An 11,326-nucleotide genomic window follows, 5' to 3' on the forward strand; every position below is an offset into this window, starting at 1 on the left:
CGGGCAGCGCTGCCGGATGATCGTGCTGCCGTCGACCCGCCTTCCGATCCGATGAACGATCCTGCCGCTCCCACGCCCTACGACCGCATCGGCGGTGAAGCCGGCCTGCGCCGGATGGCTCAACGCATGTACGCGCTGATGGACACGTTGCCGGAAGCCGCCGCCGTCCGCGCGCAACATCCGGCCACGCTCGACGGCAGCGAGCAGAAGCTGTTCGAATTCCTCAGCGGCTGGCTGGGTGGCCCACCGCTGTTCACGCAGAAGCACGGCGCCCCGATGCTGCGCGCCCGCCACCTGCCCTTCCGGATCGGCATGGAGGAAGCCAGCGGCTGGCTGGCCTGCTTCCATGGCGCGATGGTCGAGACGGTTGAAGACGCCGAGCTACGCGACTTCCTGTGGCGCCGGATCGAACCGCTGGCGCTGCATATGCGAAACATGCAGGCGGTGCCGTTGCGATGGGCGGATCCGCAACAGGCCTGATACCGGGTTGCAATCTCGACGACACGCCTTAGCGCGTCGTCGGCCAGCACGCCACTACCAGTGAACACCTCGCATCAGCGAGGCAAACGCGATCTGCTCCTGGCTGGGCGCGGCTTCCTTCAACGCCTTGCGATCGCCCTTGGCCGCGGCCGAATCCGGGAACAGTTCGAACGCGGTGTTCATCACCACCTCGTAGGCCTTCGGTGCCACTGCATTGACCAGTGCAGCGAAGATGCCCAGGCGCGTGGCGATGCGGCTGGGCTTCTCGATGATGGCCTTCACCAGCAGGTCGGCGGCTTCCTCCGGCGACAGCGTCGGCACGCTGTCGTACATCTTGGTCGGCGCGATCATCGGCGTCTTCACCAGCGGCATGTTGATGGTGGTGAAGCTGATGCCCTTGCCCGACAACTCGCCCTGCGCGCACCGGCTGAACGCATCCAGCGCCGCCTTCGATGCGACGTAGGCCGAGAAACGCGGTGAATTGGCCAGCACGCCGATCGAACTGATGTTGATGATGTGGCCCTTGCGGCGCTCGGTCATCTTCGGCAGGAAGCCCATGATCAGGCGGATGCTGCCGAAATAGTTCAGCTGCATCGTGCGCTCGAAATCGTGGAAGCGGTCGTAGCTGGCCTCGATGGAACGTCGGATCGAGCGGCCGGCATTGTTGATCAGGATGTCGACATGGCCATGCTCGTCCAGCACCATCTTCACCAGCCGGTCGCAGTCGGCCATGTCGGCCAGGTCCGCGGTATAGGCGAACACCTTGCCGCCCGCCTTCTTCATGTCGTCGCGGGCCTTGAACAGTTCTTCCTCGCCACGCGCCACGATGATCGTGGTGGCGCCGGCCTCCGCCACGCGTTGCGCCGTCGACAGGCCGATGCCGGACGAGCCGCCGGTGATGACCACCACCTTGTTGCGCACCTTGCCCTTCAGCGAGCGGTCGATGAACAGGTCCGGATCAAGGTGGCGCTCCCAGTAATCCCACAGGCGCCACGCGTAGTCGTCCAGGCGTGGCACGGCGATGCCGCTGCCCTTCAGCGCCCGCTCGGTCTCGCGGCTGTCGAAGCGCGTCGGATAGGTGATGAACTTCAGTACTTCCTTCGGGATCTTGAAGTCGCGCAGCAGCATGCCGATGAAGCGTCGCACCGGCGGCAGGTTGCCCACCGCCATGCGGATGCTGCCCGGCACGAAGGCGAACATGCGCGCGTCGATGCGCATGGTCATCTCCGGCGCATGTCCGGCGCGGCAGAACGTGTTGAGCACCTCGCCCACGCGCATCGGCTCCGGATCGGTCAGGTGGAAGGTGTGACCATCGAGCTTGGGCTTGTGCGCGATGTGGTCCATCGCGTCGGCGACGAAGTCCACCGGCACGATGTTGATGCGCCCGCCTTCGATGCCCAGCACCGGCACCCACTGCGGCAGCAGTTCGCGCAGCTTCTTGATCAGAGTGAAGAAATAGTACGGACCGTCGATCTTGTCGATCTCGCCGGTCTTCGAATGGCCCACCACCATGCCCGGGCGGTAGATGCGCCACTTGATGCGCTTCTCGTTGCGCACCAGCCCTTCGGACTCGTGCTTGGTCCGCAGGTAGGGATCGTCCAGGCCTTCGGCTTCGTCGAACATGTCCTCGCGGAAGATGCCCGGGTACAGGCCGGCCGCCGCGATGGAACTGGTGTGGTGGAAGCAGCCGGCTTTCAGTGCGGCGGCCAGATCGAGCGCATGCTGGGTGCCGTCGATGTTGGCGGCCTGTTGCGCTTCGCGGGTCGCGGTCAGGTCGTAGATGGCCGCCAGATGGAAGAAGTGCTTCACCTTGCCGGTCAGTGCACGCAATTGTGCGGGCGTCAGGCCGCACTTGGGCTTGGTCATGTCGCCGTGCACCACGGACACGCGCTTCATGTCCCAGCCTGCCTTCTTGGCAATGGCATCGAACTTCTTCTGCGAGTCCTTGCGGACCAGCACGTAAACCGTCCCGCTGCGCTTGAGGAGGTTGCCGACCAGATAGCGACCGATGAATCCCGTGGCGCCCGTGACGAAATAGCTCATGACTGCCCCATCCCTCAAGTTGTGTGGGCCAGCCCCTCCGACCGCCCTGCGTCGTAACTTGCCAGAGCCATCCGGTTTCGACAATCCCGTCACGGATTGACCGCCTGCATTACCCGTGGTGTGATGGCCTCGATCACTGGGAGGGATCATCCATGGCCGATCTGAAGAGCGCATTCGAACAAGCATCCAGGGACATCCAGACGCTGTCCGAGCGTCCGGACAACGACACCCTGCTGCGGCTTTACGGGCTGTACAAGCAGGGCTCGGAAGGTGATGTGAAAGGAGACAAGCCCGGATTCTTCGACTTCGTCGGCACCGCCAAGTACGAAGCCTGGGCCAAGCTCAAGGGCACCGCGCCCGAGGATGCCCAGAAGAAATATGTGGATCTGGTAAAGAAACTCGTCGCCTAGTGGCACGCGATACCCGCCAGCGCATCCTCGACGCCGCCCTGGCGATGTTCAACTCACAGGGCGAGCCCCACGTCACGACCAACCATATCGCCGACGAGCTGGAGATCAGCCCGGGCAACCTGTACTACCACTTCCGCAACAAGGACGACATCATCGAACAGCTCTTCGCGCGGTACGAAGAGCGGATGGACGCGGCGCTGACGCCCCCCACCGACCGGTTGCCGGGTCTGGAGGACATCTGGCTGCAGCTGCACCTGGTGTTCGAGTGCATCTGGGACTACCGCTTCCTGTATCGGGACCTGGTGGAGATTCTGAGCCGCAACCGGCGACTGCGCATGCGCTTCGCGCGCATCCTCCGGCGCGCCGACGACAGCGCGCATGCGGTGATGCGCGGCATGGGCCATGCCGGAGTGATGCGCGCATCGGCAGCGGAACTGGCCGCCACGGCCACCAACGTCCTGGTGGTGTCCACCTTCTGGTTGAACTACGCCTCCACGCGCGGCGAGAAGGACGAACAGGTCGCCATCCGCCAGGGCATCGTGCAGGTGATGATGCTGGTGGCTCCGTTCCTGCGCGACGCGGAACGCGTGCACCTGAACACGCTCACGCAGGCGTATACCCACTAGCGAGCCCCTCCTGCACGTGCTTCGGCGAAGCCAGGAATCAGGCCGCCGCCAGCGCATCACCCAGCCGCGCCGATGCCGCACGCAGTTCGGGCAACAGGCCGCGATCGTCCAGCATCTCGAAATCCGGCCCTACCAGGGCCAGCAGCGCGAGCAGCGCATCGACGGATTCGGCACCCAGTTCCAGCACGCAGTGATGCGCATCGCCCGCTTCCAGGATCCCGCACCAAGTAGGAACCCGTGCCGCCTGCTCCTCCACCGATCCCGGCAGCCGCAGCCTCACCTGGAAGCGGGTGAACGGCTGGCTGATCGACTTCGCGACATAGTCCGCCACGTCGCCGGGAAACTCCCGCGGCGGGAACTGGGTGCCGGTGTCATGCAGCGCCTGCACACGGTCCACGCGGAACGTCCGCCAGTCCTCGCGTTTCAGATCCCATGCCACCAAGTACCAGCGACTGCCGGTATGCACCAGGCGCAGCGGTTCGATCAGCCGCTCGCTGGCGCGCTGCGTGCGGTCGCGGTACTGCATGCGCAGGCGGAAGCCGTCGCGGCAGGCACCGGCGATGCGCAGCAGAGCGTCCACATCGGACGTGGGTGCACCGCCCGCGAGCGACAGCGTGACCGAATACAAGGCACTGGCGCGCTTGCGCAACCGCGCCGGCAACCACTGGTCCAGCTTGGACAGCAGCCGCAGTGCGGTGTCTTCCATACGGCCCACGCTGGCCGCCGCCGTGCGCAATGCCACCGCCACGGCCACGGCCTCGTCATCCTCAAGCAACACCGGTGGCATGGTCGCACCGGACCCCAGCCGGTAGCCGCCCCCCAGGCCAGGCGAAGCATCGATGGGATACCCCAACTCGCGCAGGCGCTCCACGTCGCGGCGCAGCGTACGACGGTCGATTTCCAGGCGCTGGCTCAGTTCCGCGCCCGTCCAGTGACGGCGCGACTGAAGCAGCGACAGCAGGCGGAGCAGGCGGTTGGATGTGCTGAGCATGGGCGCAGTATGCCGCCCATTGAGGACTGATTCTGTCCTCTATATCCGCAAGACTGGAACCTCGTCTCCCGCCAGAAGGAAACCCCATGACCGTCCAGACTTACCAGGGCAGCTGCCATTGCGGCGCCGTGCGTTACGAAGTCGACCTCGACCTGGCCGCCGGGAGCGGCCGCTGCAACTGCTCCATCTGCACCAAGACGCGCTACTGGGGCACGGTGGTCCGGCCGGACGCTTTCCGACTGCAGCAGGGCGAAGACGCGCTGACCCGCTACCCCTTCGGCAGCGGCGTCGCCGAGCATCTGTTCTGCCGGCATTGCGGCGTCAAATCCTTCGGCCGGGGCGAGTTGGAAGTCCTCGGGGGTCGCTACTACTCGGTGAACCTGGCCTGCCTGGACGACGTGGAGCCCGCCACGCTGGCGCAGGTCTCGATCCGCTACGCCAACGGCCGCGACAACGACTGGTTCTCCGAACCTGCCGTCACCGCGCACCTCTGATCAGAACAGCATGGCAGCACGCCCCGGGAGCCGGGGCGTGCTGCGCGCGCTGCTTCCGTGGGTCGTCAGGCCCTGCTGCGGCGCGCCGGCCGCTTGGTCGCCGGCTTGCGGACAGGCGTGGCGCGGGCGCGCTTGGCGGCCGGCTTCTTGCGGGCGCGGGGCGCGGCCTTCCGGGCGGGCTGTTTCAGGCCCAGCTTGGTCAGCACCGGTTGCAAGCGGGTTTCCACCTCGGCACTGAACCGGTCCACACGTGCTTCGCCCTGTTCACGCACGTCGGCCAAACGGCCCAGCACATCGCGCTGCGCCTGTCCGGCCAAGCTTTCGGCGTGTTCACGCGCCGCCTGCAGGCGGTCTGCGGCTTCTTTCGCAGTCGCAACAGCCTCGCGCCTCGCGACGGCGATCAGGCCAAGCCCGGCAAGCCAGACGTGGCGGAGGGTGGGTTCGGGCGTCTTGCGGGTGGTCTTCTTGGCTGGCATGGGGGCAGTCCATATGCCGACCAGGACGGCCGGCTTCCATGAGACGATGCTGTCCTGCCCGCGTCGAGCAATCACACTATTGGCCGCTCGTGTCACGGAATGCGTAGGGGTTGCCTGATGACCGCGTTCGCGGCGATGCTCCCCGCATCCTGGGAGGGACGACCAATGGCAGGAAAATCTTCGAAGTGGGCTCCGTTTTCGCATGACGCCAAGGGCTATGCCTACGTGGGCGATGCATTGAAGAAGGCATGGCCAGCACTGCATGCCGGCGACCAGGAGCCCTACCCCGACGAGAAGCGCGCCAAGGCGTTGATCGCTGCCGCAGGCAAGGCAGCCAAAGGCATCGAACCCGCCGACCTCGCGCAGCGCCTGCAGGACGCGTGGCGTGCGTTCCACCATGGCGACTTCCAGGCCGCGTATGAAGCCGGTGAAGCGCTGGGCCCGCTGGGCGCGTCGGTAGCGGTCAAGGCCATCGGCATCCACGCGACCTATCTGGTGGAGGACGAAGCCGAGCAACTCAAACGCTTCGAACAGGCGGCGAAACTGGCCGAAGCCGCCATCAAGGCCCTGCCCGACGAAGCCAACAGTCATTACCGTCACGCCTTCGCGCTGGGCCGCTACAGCCAGGGCATGAGCATCGCCAAGGCGCTCAAGCAGGGCATCGCGGGCAAGGTCCGCACCGCGCTCGACGCCACGCTGGAACGGGCCCCCAAGCACGCCGAGGCGCATACCGCGCTGGCGCTGTACCACGCCGAGATCATCAACAAGATCGGCGCGATGATCGGCGGCCTGACCTACGGCGCCAAAGCGAGTGAAGCCGAGTCGCATATCAGGACCGCGCTCAAGCTGACGCCGGATTCGCCCATCGCGCACGTGGAATACGCGAACGTGTTGCTGCTCCTTCACGGCGACAAGAAGGAAGACGTCGCGGCGGCATCGTTCGAGAAAGCCGGCAAACTCAAGCCGCGCGACGCCATGGAAGCGCTCGATGCTGCCCACGCGAATGCGCAGATCGAGTAAGACGGTTTTCTTCGTGCTGGCCGCGCTGTGGCTGGCTGGCGTGCCTGTCGTGTCAGCACAGTCGGTTACCGACGTGCCACCCGCGCCTGCGCCCGTTGCGGCCAGCGCACCGTCCAATACCTTGCTCGATGCCCTCGCCTGCCGTACGGCCAGTGGCGATCTCGCCACCCTGTTGCAACGGCTCCGCCGCGAGCGTCCGACGGAGTTCACCCAGACCGAGCGTCAATTCAGCGCGCCGATGATGGATCTTTACCGCCTGGCCGAACCCGTGCTGGCGTGGGGGCATCACAGCGATGCCGTCGTCATCACCGACAACCGCGTCCTGCTGCTGGTGGACGATTCCATCGAGCAGGCGGCGGCGCAGCTCGAACGCGCACTGGAAGACAGCCGCGATGCGCCCCTGTCCGGCGCCCTGGACGATTTCCATGCTCTGGTGGTCTACCCCGGCGAGCATGCCGGACTCCGGCAACGCACGCTGATCGGTTGCGAGTACCGCATGCCCGGCGTGTCGCTGCTGGCCGATCCCGCCGACGCCTGGCGCATACCGCAGCCCTGAGGCTGGCGCCGCGGCATCGCGCAGCGGCGAACCCTGATCGCATCGGCCGTGCCCGCGCCGCCGCTTAACGGCAGCGTGCGCCCCTTCTTTAGGCCACGCCGCGCGCCCCGGAAACGGCCTGTTTCCCCCTGCGGTTCCGTGCCCTAACACATTTTTTTCCGCCTGCCCTAAAGGTTTTTTCGGCAGCGCCGTTATTCATTTCGCAACACAAAGACGACTAGCCACCACAAAACAAACCGGCAGCGTCTTTTCCCTTCAACGCCGTGAATCCAAATAAGAGGAGACGAACATGGCACAGGTAATCAACACGAATACGATGTCGCTCAACGCTCAGCGCAACCTGAGCACCAGCGGCGCTTCTTTGGCCACCACCATCCAGCGCCTGTCGTCGGGCCTGCGCATCAACAGTGCGAAGGACGACGCCGCCGGTCTGGCCATCTCCGAACGCTTCAGCACCCAGATCCGCGGCCTCGACGTCGCCGTGCGCAATGCCAACGACGGCATTTCGCTGGCCCAGGTCGCCGAGGGTTCGCTGACCGAAATCGGCAACAACCTGCAGCGCATCCGCGAACTGGCCGTGCAGTCGGCCAACGCCAGCAACTCCAGCTCCGACCGCGCGGCGCTGAATGCCGAAGTCAAGCAGCTGACCTCCGAAATCGACCGCGTCGCCAAGCAGGCCGACTTCAACGGCACCAAGCTGCTGGACGGCTCGTTCACCAGCCAGCTGTTCCAGGTGGGCGCCAATGCCGGCCAGGCCATCGCCATCGACAAGGTGGTCGACGCCCGCGCCCTGACCCTGGGCGGTTCGCAGTTCGACAGCGGCACGCTGGCCATCACGGCCGCGGCTTCCGCCACTGCGGACATCACCATCACCGGCCTGACCCTCACCGACAGCGCCGGCAATGCCGTCGCCTTCGACGACCTGACCGTCAAGAGCGCCGGTTCGGTCGCGGCCACCAACGAAGCCGCCGCCAAGGCGCTGGCTGCCCACATCAACGGCAAGCTCGGCGAAACCGGCATCTACGCCAACGTCGATGCCGCCGGCACCGGCCTGGAGCTGACCTCGGTCAAGACCAGCGTGGACGCCAACGGCGACTTCGCGGCCTTCGGCGTCGCCATCACGGGCGGCACGTACACCGCAACGGCCGTCGCCACCAGCGAAGTGCCGAAGTTCGTGTCCGACCTGGACATCTCCGATTTCGCCGGCGCGCAGCAGGCCCTGGAAATCGTCGACAAGGCATTGACGGCCGTGAACGGCTCGCGCGCCGACCTCGGCGCCATCCAGAACCGCTTCACTTCGGTGGTCGCCAACCTGCAGACCAGCTCGGAAAACCTGGCCGCTTCGCGCAGCCGCATCCGCGACACCGACTTCGCCAAGGAAACCGCCGAACTGACCCGCACCCAGATCCTGCAGCAGGCCGGTACGGCCATGCTGGCCCAGGCCAACCAGGTGCCGCAGAACGTAATGAGCTTGTTGCAACGCTGAACCAGGTATCCCCGGCGGCACGGCGGGGATCGTTGGAAAACTTTTCCCCCGTGCAGAAAACGCCTAAGGAGTAGAACTCATGGCACAGGTCATCAACACCAACACCATCTCGCTGAATGCGCAGCGCAATCTGAGCAGCAGCGGGGCTTCACTGGCCACCACCATCCAGCGTCTTTCGTCAGGCCTGCGCATCAACAGCGCCAAGGACGACGCCGCCGGTCTGGCCATCTCCGAACGCTTCAGCACCCAGATCCGTGGCCTGGACGTTGCCGTGCGCAACGCCAACGACGGCATCTCGCTGGCCCAGGTCGCCGAAGGTTCGCTCACCGAAATCGGCAACAACCTGCAGCGCATCCGTGAGCTGTCGGTGCAGTCGGCCAACGCGACCAACTCGTCGTCCGACCGCGCCGCGCTGAATGCCGAAGTCAAGCAGCTGACCTCCGAAATCGACCGCGTCGCCAAGCAGGCCGATTTCAACGGCACCAAGCTGCTGGACGGCTCGTTCACCAGCCAGCTGTTCCAGGTCGGCGCCAATGCGTCGCAGGCCATCGCCATCGACAAGGTCGTCGATGCACAGGCCGATGCACTGGGCAACGTGAAGTTCGCTGCGGACGTCACCAGCGCGGCCATCGCCGATGCCGCCGCCGACGGCAGCATCGCCGACCTGACCATCAACGGTGTGACCATCGCGGACGTCGAGTACACGAACGGCACGAGCGGTGAGGACATCGCCAAGGGCCTGGCCGCCGCTATCAACGCCAAGCTGGGCGAGACCGGCGTGTACGCCTCGGTCGACGCCGACCAGGTCACCCTGACCTCGGTCAAGGCCGACACCGACCTGGTCGTGGGCGGCACCGTTACCGGCTCGGGCCTGACGGCCGCGACCACGGCGGCAACGGCAGGCACCGCGCAGTTCGCCAAGGACCTGGACATCACCACGTTCGAAGGCGCACAGAAGGCCCTGGAAATCGTCGACGCTGCCCTGACCTCGGTCAACAGCGCGCGCGCCGACCTGGGTGCCGTGCAGAACCGCTTCACCTCGGTGGTCGCCAACCTGCAGACCAGCTCGGAAAACCTGGCCGCCTCGCGCAGCCGCATCCGCGACACCGACTTCGCCAAGGAAACCGCCGAACTGACCCGCACCCAGATCCTGCAGCAGGCCGGTACGGCCATGCTGGCCCAGGCCAACCAGGTGCCCCAGAACGTGCTCAGCCTGCTCCGCTAACGCGGTGATGCGCCGGAACGGGTGGTCTCCATCGCCACCCCTTCCGGCCCGGCTTCTCCCCTTCGTAATCCCGCCTAGAGGAAACTTCCATGGCACAGGTCATCAACACCAACACCATCTCGCTGAATGCGCAGCGCAATCTGAGCAGCAGCGGTGCTTCACTGGCCACCACCATCCAGCGTCTTTCGTCCGGCCTGCGCATCAACAGCGCCAAGGACGACGCCGCCGGTCTGGCCATCTCCGAACGCTTCAGCACCCAGATCCGCGGCCTGGACGTCGCGGTCCGCAACGCCAACGACGGTATCTCGCTGGCCCAGGTCGCCGAAGGCTCGCTGACCGAAATCGGCAACAACCTGCAGCGCATCCGTGAGCTGTCGGTGCAGTCGGCCAACGCGACCAACTCCTCGTCCGACCGCGCCGCGCTGAACGCCGAAGTCAAGCAGCTGACCTCCGAAATCGACCGCGTCGCCAAGCAGGCCGACTTCAACGGCACCAAGCTGCTGGACGGCTCGTTCACCAGCCAGCTGTTCCAGGTGGGCGCCAATGCGTCGCAGGCCATCGCCATCGACAAGGTCGTCGATGCGCAGGCCGATGCGCTGGGCGGCGCGATGTTCGCCACCGCCACGTTCACCACGGCCACCCCGGCCGACGGCACCACCGATCTGAAGATCGAAGGCCTGCAGCTGACCAATGCCGATGGCAATGCCGTCACCATCGACACCGTCGAAGTGGCCGCACAGGGCACGGCCGCCGGTACGCGTGACGCCGCCGCCACCGCGCTGGTCGGCGCGATCAACGCCAAGATCGGCGAGACCGGCGTGCTGGCCGAGCTGGGTGCCAACGGCGCCGTCAACCTGACCTCGGTCAAGGACAGCGTGGATTCGGATGGCGACTTCCTGGGCATCGCCGTGGAAACCGGCACCTGGACCGGCGGTACCGCCCCGGCCGACGTCGCCGCCAGCACCACCGCGACGACCAAGCAGTACGCCAGCAACCTGGATATCTCGACCTTCAAGGGCGCGCAGCAGGCCCTGGAAATCGTCGACAAGGCACTGACGGCCGTCAACAGCGCGCGCGCCGACCTGGGTGCCGTGCAGAACCGCTTCACCTCGGTGGTCGCCAACCTGCAGACCAGCTCGGAAAACCTGGCCGCTTCGCGCAGCCGCATCCGCGACACCGACTTCGCCAAGGAAACCGCCGAACTGACCCGCACCCAGATCCTGCAGCAGGCCGGTACGGCCATGCTGGCCCAGGCCAACCAGGTGCCCCAGAACGTGCTGTCCCTGCTGCGCTGATACGCGGCGCCCTTTATCCGCAGTTCCTCCTAGTTACCTGTCGTCACGGACGGATTCGTCTCCCTCCGTTTGGCAGTACCCCAACCCCCTCCGGCGACGGAGGGGGTATTTTTTGTGGGTGATTGGTGATTGGTGATTGGTGATTGGTGATTGGTGATTGGTGATTGGTGATTGGTGATTGGTGATTGGTGATTGGTGATTGGTGATTGGTGATTGGTGATTGT

The 11,326-nt window shown here is 65.7% G+C and carries 12 protein-coding genes; 9 read left to right on the forward strand and 3 right to left on the reverse strand.

Annotation, left to right across the window (positions count from 1 at the left end; translation table 11 throughout):
* Nucleotides 1-51: 51 nt before the first annotated feature.
* A complete protein-coding gene (locus tag FB548_RS11280) occupies nucleotides 52-480 on the forward strand; it encodes a group II truncated hemoglobin (protein ID WP_142124877.1) in 429 nt (142 codons plus the stop codon).
* Between the two features lie 54 nt (nucleotides 481-534).
* Here the strand turns inward: FB548_RS11280 and FB548_RS11285 are convergent, their stop codons facing one another.
* A complete protein-coding gene (locus FB548_RS11285; RefSeq protein ID WP_142124878.1) occupies nucleotides 535-2,523 on the reverse strand; it encodes an SDR family oxidoreductase in 1,989 nt (662 codons plus the stop codon).
* Between the two features lie 152 nt (nucleotides 2,524-2,675).
* Here FB548_RS11285 and FB548_RS11290 point away from each other — a divergent pair, with 152 nt between their 5' ends.
* Entirely contained in the window at nucleotides 2,676-2,933 is a 258-nt protein-coding gene (locus tag FB548_RS11290) for an acyl-CoA-binding protein (protein WP_142124879.1), read from the forward strand.
* Nucleotides 2,933-3,559, forward strand: a complete 627-nt coding sequence (locus FB548_RS11295; RefSeq protein WP_142124880.1) for a TetR/AcrR family transcriptional regulator — start codon at nucleotides 2,933-2,935, stop codon at nucleotides 3,557-3,559. The genes FB548_RS11290 and FB548_RS11295 overlap by 1 nt, the downstream gene beginning before the upstream one ends.
* Before the next feature lie 37 nt (nucleotides 3,560-3,596).
* Here the strand turns inward: FB548_RS11295 and FB548_RS11300 are convergent, their stop codons facing one another.
* The gene (locus tag FB548_RS11300; RefSeq protein ID WP_142124881.1) at nucleotides 3,597-4,550 is read right to left on the reverse strand and encodes a YafY family protein; all 954 of its coding nucleotides are present in this window, start codon (nucleotides 4,548-4,550) and stop codon (nucleotides 3,597-3,599) included.
* 86 nt (nucleotides 4,551-4,636) lie between these two features.
* Here FB548_RS11300 and FB548_RS11305 point away from each other — a divergent pair, with 86 nt between their 5' ends.
* Nucleotides 4,637-5,044, forward strand: coding sequence for a GFA family protein (locus tag FB548_RS11305; RefSeq protein WP_142124882.1), 408 nt, complete (start codon nucleotides 4,637-4,639; stop codon nucleotides 5,042-5,044).
* A 65-nt stretch (nucleotides 5,045-5,109) separates the two neighbouring features.
* Here FB548_RS11305 and FB548_RS11310 read toward each other — a convergent pair whose 3' ends face one another.
* Nucleotides 5,110-5,520 (reverse strand): phasin family protein, encoded by a 411-nt coding sequence (locus FB548_RS11310; protein ID WP_142124883.1) that lies wholly within the window; start codon nucleotides 5,518-5,520, stop codon nucleotides 5,110-5,112.
* Nucleotides 5,521-5,685: 165 nt separating this feature from the next.
* Between FB548_RS11310 and FB548_RS11315 the strand changes: the two genes are divergently transcribed.
* The 5 genes from FB548_RS11315 to FB548_RS11335 all read left to right on the forward strand — a co-directional run bounded on the left by FB548_RS11315 (nucleotide 5,686) and on the right by FB548_RS11335 (nucleotide 11,102).
* Entirely contained in the window at nucleotides 5,686-6,540 is an 855-nt protein-coding gene (locus FB548_RS11315) for a hypothetical protein (RefSeq protein WP_142124884.1), read from the forward strand.
* The gene (locus FB548_RS11320; protein ID WP_142124885.1) at nucleotides 6,524-7,096 is read left to right on the forward strand and encodes a hypothetical protein; all 573 of its coding nucleotides are present in this window, start codon (nucleotides 6,524-6,526) and stop codon (nucleotides 7,094-7,096) included. Before FB548_RS11315 ends, FB548_RS11320 begins: the two co-directional genes overlap by 17 nt.
* A gap of 289 nt (nucleotides 7,097-7,385) precedes the next feature.
* Nucleotides 7,386-8,582, forward strand: a complete 1,197-nt coding sequence (locus FB548_RS11325; protein ID WP_142124886.1) for a flagellin — start codon at nucleotides 7,386-7,388, stop codon at nucleotides 8,580-8,582.
* Between the two features lie 79 nt (nucleotides 8,583-8,661).
* Nucleotides 8,662-9,807, forward strand: coding sequence for a flagellin (locus tag FB548_RS11330; RefSeq protein ID WP_142124887.1), 1,146 nt, complete (start codon nucleotides 8,662-8,664; stop codon nucleotides 9,805-9,807).
* An 89-nt stretch (nucleotides 9,808-9,896) separates the two neighbouring features.
* Nucleotides 9,897-11,102 carry a flagellin gene (locus FB548_RS11335; RefSeq protein ID WP_142124888.1) on the forward strand — a complete coding sequence of 402 codons (1,206 nt, stop codon included), beginning with the start codon at nucleotides 9,897-9,899 and terminating at the stop codon, nucleotides 11,100-11,102.
* The last annotated feature ends 224 nt before the right edge of the window (nucleotides 11,103-11,326 follow it).

It is taken from the genome of Pseudoxanthomonas sp. 3HH-4, from assembly GCF_006716465.1.
GTDB lineage: Bacteria > Pseudomonadota > Gammaproteobacteria > Xanthomonadales > Xanthomonadaceae > Pseudoxanthomonas_A.

Bases quoted from the DNA above. Each gene is read 5' to 3' on its own strand.
- FB548_RS11335 (WP_142124888.1), top strand. From the start codon at position 9,897: ATGGCACAGGTCATCAACACCAACACCATCTCGCTGAATGCGCAGCGC.
- FB548_RS11330 (WP_142124887.1), top strand. From the start codon at position 8,662: ATGGCACAGGTCATCAACACCAACACCATCTCGCTGAATGCGCAGCGC.
- FB548_RS11290 (WP_142124879.1), top strand. From the start codon at position 2,676: ATGGCCGATCTGAAGAGCGCATTCGAACAAGCATCCAGGGACATCCAG.
- FB548_RS11320 (WP_142124885.1), top strand. From the start codon at position 6,524: ATGCGCAGATCGAGTAAGACGGTTTTCTTCGTGCTGGCCGCGCTGTGG.
- FB548_RS11285 (WP_142124878.1), bottom strand. From the start codon at position 2,523: ATGAGCTATTTCGTCACGGGCGCCACGGGATTCATCGGTCGCTATCTG.
- FB548_RS11305 (WP_142124882.1), top strand. From the start codon at position 4,637: ATGACCGTCCAGACTTACCAGGGCAGCTGCCATTGCGGCGCCGTGCGT.
- FB548_RS11300 (WP_142124881.1), bottom strand. From the start codon at position 4,550: ATGCTCAGCACATCCAACCGCCTGCTCCGCCTGCTGTCGCTGCTTCAG.
- FB548_RS11310 (WP_142124883.1), bottom strand. From the start codon at position 5,520: ATGCCAGCCAAGAAGACCACCCGCAAGACGCCCGAACCCACCCTCCGC.
- FB548_RS11315 (WP_142124884.1), top strand. From the start codon at position 5,686: ATGGCAGGAAAATCTTCGAAGTGGGCTCCGTTTTCGCATGACGCCAAG.
- FB548_RS11280 (WP_142124877.1), top strand. From the start codon at position 52: ATGAACGATCCTGCCGCTCCCACGCCCTACGACCGCATCGGCGGTGAA.
- FB548_RS11325 (WP_142124886.1), top strand. From the start codon at position 7,386: ATGGCACAGGTAATCAACACGAATACGATGTCGCTCAACGCTCAGCGC.